Consider the following 17,420-nt stretch of genomic DNA (forward strand, 5'->3'; position numbering starts at 1 on the left):
CCCGCCGTTCGGCACCGTGGGCAGAAACCTGGCGGGTCGCCTATGCCTTGCTGTCTAAATGTCGTCCACCTACAGCCGACTGTTAAGATGGTAAAGAGGCGCTGCAATCGCAACGGTCCATACCGAATACTGTTCGGAGGTTAAGATCAGGCCGTGTTCAGCGCCTTTTGGGCAAGCATTGGACTCTGTCGCAAATTTTTCATGGATCAGGGCGAATGAACTGACTGGACGGAGTTGTTCCGCGAGATTCGCAAATTGACGAAAGCTGTATTTCAATTGGTAAAGCTACTCCTTGCGGATCACATTGGTGATCTCGATCCCGGTAAGTGTCGCTGCAGCTGAGGTGAGGTTTTTGAAGCCAAACGTCGGTCGTGTGAGGCTTTTGTTAAACCAATAGTCGCGTTCAATAATGTTGTTGAGAAACTTCGAGCGAACGGTATCGATTTTGAAAGATTTGCTCAGGCGCTTGAAGATCTTGTTTACCTCTTTGATTCCGGCCGCGTTGCTCTTGCTTTGGTCAGTTGTGATCCGTTTCGGGATGCCATTGTTGTAGATTGCATTGGCGAAGAATTTTCGTGCAGCCGTCGTGTCTCGCTTATTGGAAAGCATGAAATCAAAGGTTTACCCGCGGCGATCTTCGGTGCGATGTACGTACACCCATTCGCCACGGACTTTGATATAGATCTTATCCCTTCGCCAGGATTCGGGGGCGTTGGCCTTCCGCTTCTGCGCTACACGCGCCGCCTCGGGTGACTATTTCGCGACCCAGCGGTTCTGACTCGTATAATCAACCGATACACCTCGTTCCCCTACAGGTCGCGGTTCGAGACGCCGTATCGGACGTAGAAACAGACCCCATACAGGATCACAGATCTTGGGTAGTGCACACCTCAGAAGTCGATATTCCGCCACTCTTGAACGTTGCCTCAGTCAACCGTTCAGCTGAATCAAATTACACCAAGATGCAGCATGCCAACCTGAGTTTGTGACAGAGCCCGGGCGGGCAGTAACCGCGATGATTTTCACTCACCTGGTATGGCCCTAAGGGTCAATTTTCGTCCCTTATCGCATTGACAACAATATCGATCGCGCAGTCCAAATCTTCCCGCGAGATCGTTAGCGGCGGCGACAAAGTCAGTACACACCCCTGGCTGATCTTAAAACTCAGGCCGGCTTCCAAACAGGCATAGTAGATACGCTCTGCGCGTGCATTTCCAGGCGTCTTGTCGGCGCGGTCATCGACGATTTCGACGCCAAACATCAGGCCGCGGCCGCGAATATCGCCTACGATCGGAATATTCTGAAGTTCGTCCCTCAGGCGGTTAATAGCGTGTTCGCCAAGTTTAGCGGCACGATCAACCAGCCCCTCATCTTCTATGATTTGTATCGTCGTCAGCGCGGCCCGTGCGGTAACCGGGTTTTTTTCGTGTGTATAGTGCCCAATGGCAAAATCTCCACAAACATCGAGTCCAGTTCGCGCAATACAAGCGGCAATGGGAAGGATACCTCCACCAAGCGCTTTACCCAAAGTGACGATGTCAGGGATAATCTCGTCATGTTCAAAGGCAAACATTTTGCCGGTCTTACCAAGACCTGTGGGAATCTCGTCCATGATCAGAAGAGCCCCATGACGATTGCACGCGTCCCGAACCGATTTCCAGAAATCTGGCGGCGGGACATAAGGCACAGCGCGCATAGGCTCAGCAATGACCGCAGCTACATCACCTTCGCGTTCCAAAACGAACTCGACCATTTTTGCACATGCCAATCCGCAGGTTTCCGGTCCGACGTGATTGTAGGGGCACCGGTAACATGCAAAGGGTGCGACGTGCTCGGCACCCGGCAAAAGCGGGCCGGCTATGTGGCTGCGAAATGTTGCCTCTCCTCCGACACTTGCGGCACCGAAACCAGCGCCGTGGAAAGCATCCCAGAAGCTAATTGTTTTGAACCGACCGGTTGCTGCGCGTGCGATCTTGAGAGCAACCTCATTGGCATCAGAGCCGCCAGTGGTAAATAGCATCTTCCCAAGGTCACCTGGCGTGATTTCGGCGAGTTTTTCGGCCAGTTCTACTGCGGGGTCATTGGTAAAACGACGGGGTGAGAATGGCAGGTCATCCAGCTGCGCCTTGATCGCGGCGATCAAACGGGGATGGCCGTAACCGATATGGTGAACTGAATTACCATGGAAATCCATGTAACGGCGGCCATCCAGGTCCTCGACCCAAATTCCCTCAGCCTTGGCAATGGTGCTGACGCATGGCGAGGACAGTGACTGGTGGAGAAACACGTTCGCGTCACGCTTTAACAAGGGTGAAGATTTAGGCCCTATAGATTCCTTCATCCATGCTTTTCGCGCGATGGAAGTATTGGATTCACCTTCCGTGTGGACGATTTGTGACATGCTTTTCCTCAACGCCGCTTGTGAAAAAATGCGGACCCCGCAAAGTCCGCCAGTACCAGGGAGGAACTTGTGATGCCCCGGCCCGGATCGGGTCGGGGCACAAAAACTAGCGTGGCCAGGGCAGCGAGTAGGTCTTTACGTTGGTAAAGAACTTCATGGCCTCAATGACACCTTCTTTGACCCCATTACCGCTGTCCTTGATGCCGCCGAAGGGGGACATTTCGATACGGTATCCAGGTTGTTCCCAGATGTTGCAGGTGCCCACGTTCAGACCGTTGATAAAGGAAATCGCACGGTTCAAGTCGTTGGTACAGACGCCCGAAGAAAGACCGAATTCGGTACTATTGGAAATGCGCATCACCTCGTCGTCATCGTCCGGAACCCGAACAATGGGCACGATGGGACCAAAGGTTTCTTCCATCACCAACTCGCTGTCATGTGGAACTTTGTCGACAACAATTGGCGGTAGCAGCGCGCCCTGTCGGCCAGGATGATAGAGGATCTCGGCGCCTTCTTTTTCCGCCTGATAGACGCGGCTCTCGAACAGTTCCGCTGCCTTATCATGGATGACGCAGCCCAGTTCGGTCTCGGGGTCTTGTGGATCGCCAAATTTGATCTTCTTCGCCTTTTCGAGCACCAGCGGGACGAATTTGTCGGCGACGCTTTCTTGCACTAAAATGCGCTTGATCGCAGTGCAGCGCTGACCCGAATTTCCAGTGGCACCTGCCACGGCGATGGTCGCGGCCTTCTCCAGATCAGCGTCAGAAAGATCGTTCAAAACAATCAGGGGATCATTGCCCCCCAATTCCAGCGCTTGCCGCTTGTATACGCCCTTTTCGGCGATCATCTTGCCGACCGGCACACCACCGGTGAAGGTGATGATGTCGATGTTATCATTGGTGATCATCTCATCGCCAATGTCATCCGGCCAGCCGGTAACCACCTGAAACATTTCAGGCGGCAGGCCAGCATCGTAGAGGATGTCAGCTAGCGTCAGCGCCGTCAGTGGCGTCAGTTCCGTCGGCTTGCAAACCATGCAATTGTTGGTCGCAATCGACGGCGCGATCTTGTGGCTAACCATGTTAAGTGGGTGATTGAACGGTGTGATTGCCGAGATCGCATTCACTGGCTCGCGCATGGTGAATATTTTACGATCTTTGCCATTATGGGTCAGGTCGCAGGAAAAGATTTCACCATCGTCTTTCATCGCCTCGGCAGCTGCGAATTGATAGACGTCTTGCGCGCGCTTGGTTTCATAAATCGCGTGCTGGTGACAGATACCCAGTTCCAGCGTCAGCCACTTGGCCAAGTATTCACGGCGTTCACCAATCAATTCACCCGCGCGCTGCAAAATTTGGCTGCGCTCGTATCTTGTGAGCTTCGGAGTGTAATTCGCTGCAATCTCAAACGCCTTTCGCGCATGTTCGGCCTTGCCGGCGGGCACATAGCCGACAACCTCATTCGTGTAAGGGTACAGAACCGGCACCGTTTCGTCGGTAAAGACGACCTCACCGCCGATGCGCATTCCTTCATTGCGGATTTCGATTTTCGACATGGTTTGATCTTTCATGACTTACTGGGCCGCGGCTGTGGTTGCATAGAAAAAGGCATCAAAATTGCGCAACTCAGGTGCATTTCCCAAGTCGAGTACCCGGTTAACGATGAAGGGCACTTCCTGCTCGGTCAGACCGCCGTGGCTGCGCAGCGGCTCGTTGAGTGCCGCCAGATCGTGGCGGTCCTCGGAGGTTCCGATGCAGATGTTCTCGCCCGACACCATCACAATATCACCAATGCGGTCGCCGGGCAGTTCAAAACGTTTGATCGCCTCTTCCTTGGTTAATACATCGGTTATTCCAGGTGTGATCTTCAGTTTCGCAATGATGTCGTTGCGATCCGCACCTTCGGGTAGATAGCAGGTTGCAAACGACCCCAGTGCACCATGGTGAACAACATAGGGGTCCGTGATCGGCAGAATGACACGGGCGGCATCCTTGCCCAACCATTCATCAACCAAATCCTGCACGTAAACCACTCTGGGCGAGCCGTCGGCATGGTGCTTGGGCTTCATACCGTGGTCGGCGGTAACCACAATCGCAGCGCCCAGAGCGTCCAATTCGGTAAGATATTTGTCAAACATCTCATAGAACGCCTTGGCCTCGGCCTGATCAGGAGCGTATTTGTGCTGCACGTAATCGGTGGTGGTCAGGTACATCACGTCTGGATTCCACTCCTTCAGCAACTTGACCCCCGCAGCAAAGACAAACTCGGACAGCTCTGCCGAGTACACCTCGGGCTGGGCCATACCCAACCATGTGCTGGCTTTTTCCTGACCGTGTTCAAGCTGAGTCGACGTGTCGGATTTTTCCGCAGAAAAGCACTTGGCCCGGTCATCGTCAAATTTTAGACCAGCCCCCAGCAACGCGCGCAGCTTGTCCTTGGCGGTGACCACCGCCACTTTGGCACCCGCGTCGTAAAATTGCTTGAATACAGTCGGTGCGCGCAGAAAGCGCACATCGTTCATCATCACTTCTTCACCACTGTCCGGGTCAATCAGATAATTGCCGCAGATGCCGTGCACAATCGGTGGGCGACCTGTCGCAATGCTGAGGTTGTTTGGGTTGGTAAACGACGGGATCACAGAATGGGCCAACCGGTCAGTGCCGGTTTCGCGCATTCGCTTGAGCGTCGGCATCAGGCCGTCGGCAATGGCCTTGTCCAGATACTCTGGCTCACAGCCGTCAAGGCAGATGGCAATGGCGGGCACTTTGGGCACCGGATAGACGCGCTCGTTGGCTTCAACAGGGGCGTGGATGGTCATTTGATTTGTTCCTTGATCCTTAAGCGGCCAGTTTGGCGCGTTCTTCTAATGCCTGGAGAGGTGGTGTGGCACTCGACACACCCATTTCATCCAAAGATTCCTTGGCGGCGATTACAACCTGCCGCATAACGTTGCCGTCCATCTGGCCAATACACCCGACGCGGAAACTATCGACGACGGTCAATTTGCCTGGGTAAATGATGAAGCCCTTTTCTTTCATCAGGTTGTAGAACTGATCAAAGGCGAAGTTTTCATCTGCTGGGCAGAAAAATGTAACGATAATTGGGCTTAACCAGCGGTTGTCGAGCAGAGTTTCGAAACCCAGTTCACGCATGCCAGCAACCACCACGTCCCGGTTGTTGGTGTATCGGGCCCCGCGACCAGAAACGCCCCCCTCCGCCGAATGCGCCTTGAGTGCTTCGATGAATGCGGCAACCACGTGGGTTGGTGGCGTAAAGCGCCATTGTCCGGTTTTGACCATATGTGCCCATTGTGCGTGAACGTCCAGAGACAGCGAATGGCTGTTGCCCTTTGCACTTTCAAGTTCGTCTTTGCGAGCAATTATGAACCCAAACCCCGGAACACCTTCAATGCATTTGTTGGCGGAGGAAACCATTGCCTCATATCGAATTTCTGAGGGTTTCAACTCGATCGCACCAAAGGCTGACATTGAATCAACAAGTAGCTTGCGACCCGCAGCGTAAACCGCCTCTGATACTTCCTCTACCGGGTTCAGAATTCCCGAACTGGTTTCGCAGTGAATAGCAACGACATGCGTAATTGCAGGATCGTCCGCAAGAATGCTGGCAACTTCATCACCGCGTGGCGGTAGGTAGTCACCCTTGTCCAAGACAACATGCTCGCGCCCAAGATACCTCAAGGTCAATGCAGAGCGCTGCCCATAAGCACCGTTGGCCAGAACTAGCGCTTTGCCCTCAGGCGGGATGAAGGATGCGAGCATCGCCTCGACTGAAAACGATCCGCTTCCTTGCATTGGAACGCAATCAAAGTCTTCTGCACCTTCGCCTAGCAACGCCAGTAGACCAGTGCGCAACTCATGCGTCATACCGCGAAAGTCATCATCCCAGCTTCCCCAATCTCTCAACATGGCTTCTTTCACGGCGTAAGACGTTGTCAAAGGGCCAGGAGTCAACAAGTAGGGCTCACCGAGGCGCGGTTGCTCGAATTGAGGAAAAGAAGGCGTCATAACCAGGCTCCAGATCAGCGGTTCAATGACACAATTGCAGTAACTACTGCTATATGTGAAATTGCAAATATCAATCCAATCATAAGCCCAGCCTATGCAAGCCCCCAGGAGTCCGTAATGCGACATAGCCAGCTCAAAGCCTTCCACTACGTCGCCAAATATGGTGGGTTTTCCCGCGCAGCTGAGGCACTTTTTTTGACGCAGCCAGCGATCTCAGAACAGGTTCGCAAGCTCGAGCAGGATCATGATCTGTTGCTATTCAAGCGCGAGCGAAAGCGAGTGAACCTCACTGTGGAAGGCGAACAGCTATACCGGTACACCAAACAATATTTTGAGATCGAGGATCAGATCGAGGATTATCTGTCTGAAACCAAGGCCGCGATCGACGGCGAGCTGCGCATCGTTGCGGATTCCGCGCACCACTTGACCGACTTTTTGGGGCCGTTCCGAAAAAAGTATTCGAACATCACGATTACTGTCCGGGCCGGCAACACAGAGGACATTCTTGAAGAGCTCAGAACCTACAATGCAGAAATTGGTGTTGTAGGCAGCGTGTCGCCCGGCAAGGATATGAGTGTTCTTAGCCTCGGCTCGACAGAGATTGTGGCTTTCACGTCCCGAGAACTGCTTCTTGCCTCGAAACCTACTCTGTCCCTTGCCGAGTTGGCGGACTTACCTCTCATCTTCAGGGAACAGGGATCAAAAACGCGCGAGAAACTCGAAGACGAGGCCAATAAAAGGGGGATACTGCTGAAACCAGCAATTGTAGCGGAGGGGCGGGAAGCCGTGAGAGAGCTCGTAGCCTCAGGTGCCGGTATCGGATTTGTGTCCCAGGCGGAATATGGTCACGACGACCGTCTCAGACAAATCAAGCTGCAAGATGTCGACCTGCAAATGGGAGAAAGCATGATTTATCTCTCTCAACGGCGTGAGGTGAAGACTATAAGAGCCTTCATGGATTTCGCCAATTCTGTTCTAGAGACAAACCAAACCTCACCGATGCCTGATCGGTAAGGGTGCTCTTGGTCGGGTTCTTAACTTCTAGCGATTTCGCCAAGCCTGCGTTCGTCCCAGAACTCCCTTGGAGGCAATCAGGTGGATGATCCGGGCTGCCGCGTTTGTGTAGAAGATCATCATTCCCATTGCGGCGGCTGGTGCAATATCCCCTGCGTCGTCCATGTTCAACACTGCGATAGATGCCAGCGTAGTTTTTGGCGAGTACAGGAACACAACCGCGGATACCGTCGTCATGGCGTTCACGAAAAGATAAATCGATATGTCCAGGACTGCTGGCAGGCAAACGGGCACCGTGACACGGGCAAACAGCTTCATCGTCGGTTGCTTAAGCGAGGCTGAGACCGACTCAAACTCTCTGTCCATCTGCTTTAGGGCTGTCACCGCTGTCAGGTGTGAAACGGTGTAAAAGTGCGTCACTGTGCAGATCACCAAAATTGCCATTGTTCCGTAAATCCCGTTCAACGGATTAGACGGGCTATTGAAGAAGAAGATGTAGGACAGGCCCAGCACCATACCTGGGATCGCCATAGGCAGCATCGCGAACATCTGAAAGATCGACCGACCCGTTCTGAACCCGTTCGATTTTTCAACCAGATAGGCCCCAAAGAAAACGACCGAAGTACCGATCAGGGCCGTCAAAAGTGCCAGCTTGATCGAGTTAATATAAGAGCTCCAACCGCCTCCATCCATCTTGTTGAAATCGTAGTTCTTCAGGCTCAGGCTCAGGTCGTAGGGCCAGAATTTGATCAATGCCGCGAATTGGCACACAGCCAACAGCCCAATGATGAAAAGACCGATCAGGCAGCAATAGGCTAGAAAAATACGGTCCGCTTTACGATTTGGGGTTGGCTGGTACGGGACTGACCTAGCCGACAACAGGGCAACCTGCTTGGATTGAACCATTCGGTCAATCACGAAGGCCAGGATCGCCGGGATCACCAGAACGACCGAGACAACTGCACCCATTTCAAAGTTCTGCTGTCCGATCACCTGTTTGTATATGTCTACGGCCAGAACGTTGAACTGACCGCCAATCACCTTTGGCAAACCAAAATCAGTAATCACCAGATTGAACACGACGAAGGCGGCAGAGATCAGACCATAGCGCGCGCCGGGTATAGTGACTGTCCAAAAAGTGCGCCAAGGCGTCGAGCGCAAGCTGACCGCAGCCTCGTACAGTCGCGCATCCGAGATCGCCAGAGCGGTCGAAATAATCAGGAAGGCATGCGGGAAGGTGAAAAACACCGAGCCTATGACAATGCCAATCGGACCGTAGATACTGGCCCCGAACAACATTTCTTTCAGCATGCCCTGATTGCCGAAAAGATAGACCAGCGCAATGCCGGGCAGCAGTGAAGGCACCAGAATCGGAGCCATCGCAATCAGGCGAAACACGCCCTTGAACCGCATGCAACTGCGGTTCAGCGCATAAGCGAACCAGAACGCCAGTGTTACTGTGACAATGGTGCTAAGCACAGAAATCCAAAGCGAATTCTTGATCGAATTGAACAGTGCCGGGGTCGAGAAATAGTTTACAAAATTGTCCAAACCTCGCGACTGAACTGGCCTCAGTTGAACGCGCCGAAACGCGTTGGAATCAAGCGTGACCCAATCTGTGCCGTCCTGGAGGGTTGACCCGACAAGAAACCGGCCGGTGTCGCTCGTATTGCGGATCTGATACATGACCGGACTGCGAAAGCTGAAATCGGGGAAAAGCTCGGTCACTGACAGGCGCCCGTCTGAACCAGTCGCCAGATCGGTGTCGGAAAAAGCGTTCGTTTGCGCATTCAGTTCGTCGGCCGGCAGGATAACCCCATCGAACTGACCCGCCTCGTCGCTGACCTGAAACTCGTATTGGGACAACTCCATCCGATAGGTGGAAAAGGATTTGGAGAGCATCGTGTACAGCGGCAGGACCAACGTCGCGACCAGATAGAGTGCGATCACGATCATGCTTCCACGCATCAGGATGTCGTCTCGGCTCAGCTTGGGCCTGATGTCAGGCCCGGCTGGTAGAGAATTCGGGTTGGTCGTAAGCTCGCTCATGCTGCTGCTTCCGGAACATCAAAGGCCATCAGTCGGTTTTCGGGCAACTCAATCACCAAGGTCCGGCCCTGTTCCAGTTCAAGTCGGCGCACAGCATTGATCGAAAAGTCCGCGATCAGTTCTGAAGATCCAAATCGCTCGTTGCTTAAACGGCACCGCCAGAACGAACCCAGGAACTCCATTTCATCGAGTGTGACTTCGATACAATTCCGATTCCCTCCGCTGTCGAGATACCCCAATTCGTGTGGAATGATATCTTCCGGTCGGATTGCAGCTATTGCCGGCATTCCGTCGTTGAACGAGTGGCTGATACAAGCAAAGGTCTTTTCGCCCACACTCAATCGACCACCTTTGGTGACCTGCGAATGAATCTGGTTCATTTCCCCGATAAAGTCCGCAACAAACAGATTGGCTGGCTCTCGGTAGATTTCCGTGGGTGATCCCACTTGTTCAATGACCCCATGGTTCATGACCACGATCCGGTCGGCCATCGCCAGAGCTTCTTCCTGATCGTGCGTAACCATAACGGTCGTCACACCCAGTTTGCGTTGCAGCTCCTTGATTTCGTGACGCAGATGGACGCGCACCTTTGCATCCAATGCAGAAAGTGGCTCGTCCAATAACAACAGGCCGGGATTAGTCGCAATGGCACGGGCTAAAGCAATCCTCTGCTGCTGACCGCCCGACAATTGTGCAGGATATTTTTTGCCTTGATCGGGCAGACCAACCAAATTGAGCAATTCGCTGACACGGACGGCAATATCCGATTTGCTCCGCCCGGAATTTTCCAAACCAAAAGCGATGTTCTTCTCGATCGTCAGATTTGGAAACAGCGCGTAGGATTGAAAAACGATCCCGAAGTCGCGTTCGGATGGCGGCAGGTTGGACACATCCTTGCTATCCTGCATAACAGTACCCTTGGTTTGCAGGTCCAATCCGGCAATTGCCCTGAGCAAGGTTGTCTTGCCGCAACCGGATGGTCCCAAGAAGCAAACAAATTCGCCCTCATTGATTTCCAGCGTTATGTCCTTGAGGGCAAGAAAGCTGCCAAAGGCCTTCCATAAATTCTGGATGCTTAGATACAGTTCACCTGCTGGGGGTTTCTGAAGCACGGGAGCGGTCCTCACATCTGCACCTCAAAACGGCCTATTTTGGCCGTTGAATCCGGGCGCGTTGGTCGCGTTGTTTGGGAAAAAGAGTGGTGTGCAGAAGAGGCGCGTTCGCCTCTTCTGCCAGTTGGATTACTTCGCTTCCGACTTTCCGTCATAGCGAGACTGCCATTCTTTCAGAATTGCCGCGCGGTTGTTGGCGGCAAACTCGAAGTCGTTATCAATCATCGCATCCAGAAGACCGTCAGGGAAGTGTTCCACTGGTTTTGCGACGCCAGGATAGGCCACAACTGCGTAGCCAGTGTTGTACATCTCGTTGGCTTCCTTGGTGACCGTGAAATCAACAAGTTTCTGCGCGGCTTCAACGTTTGCAGTACCGGCAACAATTGCTGTCGCTTCCATGTCCCAGCCGACGCCTTCTGACGGGACAATAATCTCAAGCGGAGCACCGTCAGCTTTAGACTTGGCACCACGGAAGGCAAAAGAGATGCCGATCGGAATCTCACCTGCCGCTGCCAGTTTACATGGTTTTGAGCCCGAATGGGTATAGCGCGCGATGTTCTCGTGCAGCCCGTCCATGTATTCCCAACCGCCTTCTTCGCCGAACATCTGCAGCCAACTGGACACATCAAGGAACCCGGTGCCCGATGAGTTCGGGTTTGGCATAATCACCTGATCTTTATACATAGGATCTGTAAGATCCTTCCACGATGTCGGCGGCGTCAATCCCGCTTTCTCGGCCTCGACGGTGTTGTAGCAAACTGCGGCAACCCAAGCGTCCATGCCAACCCATGCCGGAGGGTTGTCGCCGTCGACAAATTTTGCGTCCAGGTCGCCAACACCCGCAGGCGCGTAAGGCTCCAGCATACCTTCGGACTTGAGCAACAAAAGCGAAGTGGCTGCAAGACCCCACACGACGTCTGCCTGAGGGTTGTCCCTCTCGGCCAACAGTTTGGCGGTGATGATCCCGGTCGAATCCCGCACCCAGTTGATTTTGATGTCCGGATTGCTCGCATTGAACGTCTCAGCGTAGCGCGCCAGGTCTTCAGCTTCGACGGCTGTGTAAACTGTCAATTCGGTTTCCGCTGCCGCAACGTTCGCGGTCAAGGAACTTAGAGCCAGGGCTGCGAGTAATTTTGTCTTGTGTTTCATTGTGATCCTCTGTCGGTTGATTTGTCTTAGGAACACCATTCTGGAGTGGCGCTTGATTACAGTTTTATGTCTCCGCAGTGTGACAGAATAAAGAGTCAAGAAAAATCGATTATACCTACCACATCATAAGTAAAACCTATGCAAATTACTCCACGTTTCCGTCTGAATCTTGGCAGTTTTGCACACAGGTCGCCGTCATTCGGGAAAACACCCATCTCCCAAAAACCTGGACTTTATGGTGACGCGTTGGCCGCAGGCATCCAAATGGGAACTAGCTGCGGATATAACTGCCAAATACTCCGCCCTATTGATTGGAAAATGGTGAACCGTTTTTGCATTACACACATTATTTACCCCAAAGCACCAACTTTACAGCCGCTTAAAAGCCCGGTTTGCGCGAAGTGCAAAACTCAGCCTCAATTGCAGCCATCACTGATTGTTCACAAACCTGGGCCCTAAATGCCTACATTGGTCGCGGTAATTTCGCCGCGTTTGACGAATGAGTAGGGATTCATCGGAGCCAACGCCGGACAGTTTCAAGACTGCCTATAGATCCACTTTGGGCCGTTCACCTTTCGGATCGTAGGGTGATCGCAGATGAGCAGTTGCCGTATACCTGACTCCGGCAAGGTCAATCTCGAAGGCTCCTGCGCGGACATAGTCGACCGTGATGCGTTCGGGCGCATCTAGCTGGCACAGTGCGACTGCAGAGCCCAATGTGTGGCCATAGGCGGCCGAACGGACCTCGCCAATTTCGACACCGTTGTTCAGCACGGCCTCACCGCCCCACAACTGCGGCACGCCCTCGTCCAGCACCAGCTGTACAATGCGGGTTTTCAGATGATCGGGGTCGTTCTTAGCCGTCAACAGCGCCGCCTTGCCGATGAAGTCACTCGGCTTGTCGAAATCGACTACAAAACTCAGCCCGGCTTGGATCGGTGTGATGTCGGGAGTTAGCTCGCGGCCCCAAGCACGGAAGCCCTTTTCAAGGCGCAACCCTTCCAACGCATAATATCCGGCATCCCGAATACCATGCTCGGTCCCTGCGCGCATAATATCTTCGTAAACGCCGACCGTGAATTCAACCGGAACAACCAGTTCCCAGCCCAGCTCACCCACATAGGTCATACGGTTGGCCAGTATGGTGGCATAGCCCAGATCGATCTCTTGCACGGTGGCAAAGGGGAATGCGGCGTTGGACAGATCCGCGTTGGTCAGCTTGTTCAGCACAGCCCGTGATTTCGGTCCCATTATCGCCAGTACTGACCAGGCGGCAGTGACATCCGTCAAGAACACATGCGCATCCTCGTCGAAGTTTTTGCGTATCCAGTCAGCATCGTGCACCGCCTGGGCCGAACCGGTGATCAGCATGAACTCCTGATCCTTCAGGCGCAGCACAGTCAGGTCGGATTCATATCCACCGCGTTCGTTCAGCAGGCCAGTATACACGGTGTGACCTACCGGTACGTCTATGTTGGCCGCGCAGATCCGGTTCAGTTGGGCACAGGCATCACGGCCCTGTACTATCAGTTTGGCAAACGAACTCTGGTCAAAGATCGACACCCCTTCGCGGGTATTCTTGTGCTCGGCCGCAACCGCATCATGCCAGTTCTGTCGACCAAAGCTGTATTGGATTTCCGGTGTTTCACCTTCAAAGGCAAAGTAATTTGCCCGCTCCCAACCCATTTTCGATCCGAATACGGCGTTCTTTGCAGCCAACCTGTCATACAGCGCTGACCGGCGGAATGGGCGGGCGCTATCCAATTCACGGTTGGGCCAAGGCATCGCGTAATGAAGGCCCAGGGTTTCTTTGACCCGATCATGCAGCCAGGCGGGGTTGTTGTTGAAATTGGCGAAACGGCGGATATCGACGGCAAACAGATCCGATGTCGGAGCCCCCTCAATGATCCATTCGGCCAATGCCCGCCCCGCCCCGCCAGCACTGGCGATCCCCATGCTGTTAAAGCCCGCGCCAACAAAGAAGTTCTTTAGCTCGGGCGCTTCGCCCAGAAGATAGTTGTTGTCCGGCGTAAAACTCTCGGGGCCATTATAGAATTTTCGCACACCCGCTTCTGCCATCTGCGGCACGCGGACCAAGGCGTTCTCAAGGAGGATTTCGAACTGGTCCCAGTCGTCGGGCAACAGCTGAAAGAAGAAGCTATCGGGGATGCCATCCATTGCCCAGGGTTTGGCCTCGGGTTCGAACCCGCCCATTACCAGACCGCCGGTTTCCTCTTTGAAATAGATATAGCCGTCGGGGTCACGCAGTACTGGCAGATCCGGGCTCACGCCTTCGACCTTTTCGGTCACGATGTACATATGCTCGGCCGAGTGCAGGGGCACGTTTACACCACACATCTTGCCCAGTTCCCGCGCCCACTGACCACCGCAATTCACGACGACTTCGGCCTTGATGGTACCTTGATCGGTGACGACACCGCTCACGGCGCCATCCTCGGTCAGAATATCGGTTACCTTGATGCCTTCAATCACCTTGGCTCCGCCCATTCGAGCGCCCTTGGCCAACGATTGTGTCAGGTCGGTCGGGTTGGCCTTGCCGTCACCCGGCATCCACAGCCCACCCTTGACGTCATCGACCTGCATCGCCGGCCACTTATCCTGTGCGTCCTGCGGAGTGATAACTTCAACTTCGACCCCTTGCGCGCGCGCCGCTGCTGCCGTGCGCATCAACATGGTCATACGATCCTCGGTGCGGGCGACGGTTACTGACCCACACTCCTTCCAGCCGGTTGCCAAGCCTGTTTCAGCCTCAAGCTGCGAATAAAGCTCAGTTGAATAGCGGATCAGATTGGTCATCGCCGGTTGGCTGCGCAATTGCCCGACCAGACCCGCCGCATGCCAGGTGGTGCCACAACTCAACTGCCCTTGCTCTAGAAGAACCACGTCGCTGTGGCCCATTTTTGTCAGGTGGTACGCCACCGAGCAGCCGACAATGCCACCACCCACGATGACAAATTGCGCGCTTTTGGGAAGTTGCGGTTTGGCCATTGCTTTGCTCCATGCAGCAGGATTCGTATTTGAACCCATCGTAAGATTGCTTTGCAAAACTTGGCAATAGTTTTCTTTTTTTGGCTTACACCTGCCCGACCTCGATCTCTGCACTTGTCAGAGCGGCCATAATTTCCTTCGGTGGCATTTCATCCACGACGAGAGAAGCACTTGTTGGTAGCGGTTTCATCGCGACCTGCCCGACCACCCCAAATTTACTGCGGTCAGCAAGAACCAGCGATCTATGAGCCTGCTGCATCATCAGGTGACGTAAGTTTGCCGCTTCAAGGGAAAAGTCGGTGAACAAGGCCTGAGCAGTCAGACCACCGACGCCAACCAAAGAGAATTCTGCATGGTATCTTCGAAGGTGATCTAATGTGTCCAGACCCATCGTGCAATTCTCGGAGATATCCAGACGCCCACCCAAAATAGTGATCTCTGTCGCCGCCGGGGTCAGGATAGAGGCGATAGTCAAGTCGTTGGTAAAAACAGTTAAATTTTGATGGGAGTGAGCCAATGCCTGTGCCGCCGCGCGGGTGGTTGATCCATTATCAATTATGACACTGGCCCCATCAGGGATCATCCTGGCAACATAGGATCCAATCCTTTCCTTTCCCTTTGGATTGGTCAAAGACCGGCTTGCCATGGGCGGCTCTTTCGTGCGGATGTTAGTCGCCCCGCCCCGCACCTGATTGAGCTTTTTTTCCTGCGCCAGCAGTTCGATGTCCTTCCGCACGGTTTCCCGCGAAACGCCGAGCCTCTCGGTTAGCGATCGGATCGAGACGGCGGGCTGACGCGAGACTTCGTCAAGGATAATTGCATGGCGCTGAGAAGGTAACATCGAAGACGTCTCGTTGGTTAAGCTTATTCAAAGATGCCAAGTTTCGCCAAGTGCGTCCAGCGTTTCAGTTAATCTCAATGGCTCTGACACCAACTTTTGCCACCTGTCGGACGCGAGGGAATGGAGGTTTAGGTGCTCAGGACCGGGAAAAAACAGACTGTTGCATTGACCGTCAGTAAGATCGAGCAAGAGAACTCTTGGCGTCTTACATGCCCAGATGTGATCCATTCAAGTTCCACCGTTTTCCACCCAAGAGCATACTGTTGGTCGTGCGCCGGTACTACCGATAGCCGTTATCCGTTTTCCTACAATGATGTTTTCGCTCTGCTGGCCGAATGAGGCGTTGATGTGGGCCGCTCCACGGTTTTCGGTGGTTTCGGCTACTGGAACGGTTTCTGATGGGATGCCCTGTGAGCGCGTCTTGGCGTGCGCGTAGTAGAGGGTACTGGTGAAACGGGGGCTCTGTTTGGTCAGTTTGACGACACCCGTGCCCTTGACAACGAAACCGGAGTTTCGTTCAGCGAAGACGCAGTCATCACAGAGCGCAACAAAACGATCTCGAGCTGACACTTGGTGGTCACTTGGAGAGCGCTACGCAATCCACGCTGGTCGGCTCAGTATCTGCCTGAAGTGATTTTAACGGCAGTTCGGACGACTAAGGCTATGCAGACCAGATCGGGTTTGAGTTCCGCCTGTAACCTGCCATCAACAACAAAACAGAGAAAGCGCCAATAGGATACTGCCTCTTGTGGGCCACCGTGTCGCCACGTACTGACCCCTCAAGTCGGTGGCTCACATCAACTTTTACCCAAACAAAAGGATCCTTATTGATGAAGAAAACCCTGTTTGCCGCACTGGCTGCCATGACTTTGACAGTGTGTTCCTCTGCATATGCCGAAGATCTTGAATTCCTGCTGCACAATGACAGCAGCTCGGATCTTGTCGAGTTCAATATCTCTCCGGCTTCATCTGACGATTGGGAGGAAGATCTTTTGGCAGACGGCTATCTTGCGCCTGGCTACGAAACCGGAGTTGACATTGTAGACGGGTTGACCACCTGCATCTATGATATTCGTGGTATCTTTGCCGATGGTTCAGAGGCCGAAGACTTTGGCCTGAACCTATGCGATCTGGGTGAATACACATTCACAGACTGATTGAGCATCATAACCGGGACGGTTGATCACCGGGAAAGCTCCGAACTGTCGGAGCTTTCATTCCCTAGCTGACAGCGTCCGGTGCGACCTACCGAAAGCGTTTACGGACCAATTCCCTGACGGCATACAATTTTTAGGTGCGAGAACTGCCGATGCGCATCTCTGCCGGAAATTTCTTATTCACCAACATTCTATTGACGTGTGCGTTTTACATCTCCAGCTTTGTCTCCCTTGGAGGTGCTGCTCTGAGCATCGAGTTTACAGGGGCTGAAATTGTTTCCTGGTTCCTGGAAAATGGTTGGCGATCCCGAACCTATGTGTGGGCGCGGACCTTCGTATCCGTCAGCCAAGTTGCGGCATTGCCTCCGCTGCCTCATCGCTATGTGTTTTTGGATTTGCGCTGACGGCCCAGATGTAAGCAAGGATTTGGCCTGGTTTGGCGTATGACACAAGCAATTTGTCCGACAGGACGGCACAGGTGATGTTTGGGATCTCTGCCGTCTGGGGACGGGTTGTGATTGCGTCCATGGCGGCCATGGCCAGCCCTATTGCTGTGCTGGGATTTGGTGAGCACAGAGTATTCCACTCTGGCTGACGTGGCTCAGTCTTGTCTTAGGCGCCGAACAGGCCATCGAAACAGTTACGATCTTTTGTCTTCCCGCG

12 protein-coding genes and 1 pseudogene are annotated in these 17,420 nt (G+C 53.6%); 3 read left to right on the forward strand and 10 right to left on the reverse strand.

Annotated elements, in window-relative coordinates; genetic code table 11:
* Window positions 1–285 precede the first annotated feature (285 nt).
* The 5 genes and pseudogenes from RUM8411_RS09980 to RUM8411_RS10000 form a co-directional block, all read right to left on the reverse strand.
* A pseudogene (locus RUM8411_RS09980) lies at window positions 286–887 on the reverse strand (IS6 family transposase).
* 161 nt (window positions 888–1,048) lie between these two features.
* On the reverse strand, window positions 1,049–2,401 hold the full coding sequence (gene pbfA, locus RUM8411_RS09985; protein ID WP_085822545.1) for a (R)-1-hydroxy-2-aminoethylphosphonate ammonia-lyase: 1,353 nt from the start codon (window positions 2,399–2,401) through the stop codon (window positions 1,049–1,051).
* Window positions 2,402–2,507: 106 nt separating this feature from the next.
* Complete coding sequence (gene phnY / locus RUM8411_RS09990) at window positions 2,508–3,956, reverse strand: phosphonoacetaldehyde dehydrogenase (RefSeq protein ID WP_085822770.1); 1,449 nt, start codon at window positions 3,954–3,956, stop codon at window positions 2,508–2,510.
* Between the two features lie 18 nt (window positions 3,957–3,974).
* A complete protein-coding gene (phnA, locus tag RUM8411_RS09995; RefSeq protein ID WP_085822546.1) occupies window positions 3,975–5,219 on the reverse strand; it encodes a phosphonoacetate hydrolase in 1,245 nt (414 codons plus the stop codon).
* A 19-nt stretch (window positions 5,220–5,238) separates the two neighbouring features.
* Window positions 5,239–6,426: a 2-aminoethylphosphonate--pyruvate transaminase gene (locus RUM8411_RS10000; RefSeq protein ID WP_085822547.1), complete on the reverse strand. Its 1,188-nt coding sequence runs from the start codon at window positions 6,424–6,426 to the stop codon at window positions 5,239–5,241.
* 117 nt (window positions 6,427–6,543) lie between these two features.
* Here RUM8411_RS10000 and RUM8411_RS10005 point away from each other — a divergent pair, with 117 nt between their 5' ends.
* The gene (locus RUM8411_RS10005) at window positions 6,544–7,440 is read left to right on the forward strand and encodes a LysR substrate-binding domain-containing protein (protein ID WP_085822548.1); all 897 of its coding nucleotides are present in this window, start codon (window positions 6,544–6,546) and stop codon (window positions 7,438–7,440) included.
* Between the two features lie 27 nt (window positions 7,441–7,467).
* Here RUM8411_RS10005 and RUM8411_RS10010 read toward each other — a convergent pair whose 3' ends face one another.
* The 5 genes from RUM8411_RS10010 to RUM8411_RS10030 form a co-directional block, all read right to left on the reverse strand.
* The gene (locus RUM8411_RS10010) at window positions 7,468–9,489 is read right to left on the reverse strand and encodes a putative 2-aminoethylphosphonate ABC transporter permease subunit (RefSeq protein ID WP_085822549.1); all 2,022 of its coding nucleotides are present in this window, start codon (window positions 9,487–9,489) and stop codon (window positions 7,468–7,470) included.
* On the reverse strand, window positions 9,486–10,601 hold the full coding sequence (locus tag RUM8411_RS10015; protein ID WP_143534870.1) for a putative 2-aminoethylphosphonate ABC transporter ATP-binding protein: 1,116 nt from the start codon (window positions 10,599–10,601) through the stop codon (window positions 9,486–9,488). Before RUM8411_RS10015 ends, RUM8411_RS10010 begins: the two co-directional genes overlap by 4 nt.
* Before the next feature lie 129 nt (window positions 10,602–10,730).
* Window positions 10,731–11,789: a putative 2-aminoethylphosphonate ABC transporter substrate-binding protein gene (locus tag RUM8411_RS10020; RefSeq protein ID WP_306372837.1), complete on the reverse strand. Its 1,059-nt coding sequence runs from the start codon at window positions 11,787–11,789 to the stop codon at window positions 10,731–10,733.
* Between the two features lie 507 nt (window positions 11,790–12,296).
* Entirely contained in the window at window positions 12,297–14,759 is a 2,463-nt protein-coding gene (locus tag RUM8411_RS10025) for a GcvT family protein (protein ID WP_085822552.1), read from the reverse strand.
* Between the two features lie 85 nt (window positions 14,760–14,844).
* Window positions 14,845–15,600 carry a DeoR/GlpR family DNA-binding transcription regulator gene (locus RUM8411_RS10030; protein ID WP_085822553.1) on the reverse strand — a complete coding sequence of 252 codons (756 nt, stop codon included), beginning with the start codon at window positions 15,598–15,600 and terminating at the stop codon, window positions 14,845–14,847.
* An 830-nt stretch (window positions 15,601–16,430) separates the two neighbouring features.
* Between RUM8411_RS10030 and RUM8411_RS10035 the strand changes: the two genes are divergently transcribed.
* Together RUM8411_RS10035 and RUM8411_RS22495 are read left to right on the forward strand one after the other, a co-directional pair.
* Entirely contained in the window at window positions 16,431–16,757 is a 327-nt protein-coding gene (locus tag RUM8411_RS10035; protein WP_085822554.1) for a hypothetical protein, read from the forward strand.
* A 152-nt stretch (window positions 16,758–16,909) separates the two neighbouring features.
* A complete protein-coding gene (locus RUM8411_RS22495) occupies window positions 16,910–17,161 on the forward strand; it encodes a hypothetical protein (protein WP_143534871.1) in 252 nt (83 codons plus the stop codon).
* The last annotated feature ends 259 nt before the right edge of the window (window positions 17,162–17,420 follow it).

Source organism: Ruegeria meonggei (genome assembly GCF_900172215.1).
Lineage (GTDB): Bacteria > Pseudomonadota > Alphaproteobacteria > Rhodobacterales > Rhodobacteraceae > Ruegeria > Ruegeria meonggei.

Excerpts from the sequence above, each read along its gene's own strand:
- phnA (WP_085822546.1), bottom strand. The coding sequence starts at position 5,219 with ATGACCATCCACGCCCCTGTTGAAGCCAACGAGCGCGTCTATCCGGTG.
- RUM8411_RS10000 (WP_085822547.1), bottom strand. The coding sequence starts at position 6,426 with ATGACGCCTTCTTTTCCTCAATTCGAGCAACCGCGCCTCGGTGAGCCC.
- RUM8411_RS10035 (WP_085822554.1), top strand. The coding sequence starts at position 16,431 with ATGAAGAAAACCCTGTTTGCCGCACTGGCTGCCATGACTTTGACAGTG.
- RUM8411_RS10010 (WP_085822549.1), bottom strand. The coding sequence starts at position 9,489 with ATGAGCGAGCTTACGACCAACCCGAATTCTCTACCAGCCGGGCCTGAC.
- RUM8411_RS22495 (WP_143534871.1), top strand. The coding sequence starts at position 16,910 with ATGCGCATCTCTGCCGGAAATTTCTTATTCACCAACATTCTATTGACG.
- RUM8411_RS10020 (WP_306372837.1), bottom strand. The coding sequence starts at position 11,789 with ATGGTGTTCCTAAGACAAATCAACCGACAGAGGATCACAATGAAACAC.
- RUM8411_RS10025 (WP_085822552.1), bottom strand. The coding sequence starts at position 14,759 with ATGGCCAAACCGCAACTTCCCAAAAGCGCGCAATTTGTCATCGTGGGT.
- pbfA (WP_085822545.1), bottom strand. The coding sequence starts at position 2,401 with ATGTCACAAATCGTCCACACGGAAGGTGAATCCAATACTTCCATCGCG.
- RUM8411_RS10005 (WP_085822548.1), top strand. The coding sequence starts at position 6,544 with ATGCGACATAGCCAGCTCAAAGCCTTCCACTACGTCGCCAAATATGGT.
- phnY (WP_085822770.1), bottom strand. The coding sequence starts at position 3,956 with ATGTCGAAAATCGAAATCCGCAATGAAGGAATGCGCATCGGCGGTGAG.
- RUM8411_RS10030 (WP_085822553.1), bottom strand. The coding sequence starts at position 15,600 with ATGTTACCTTCTCAGCGCCATGCAATTATCCTTGACGAAGTCTCGCGT.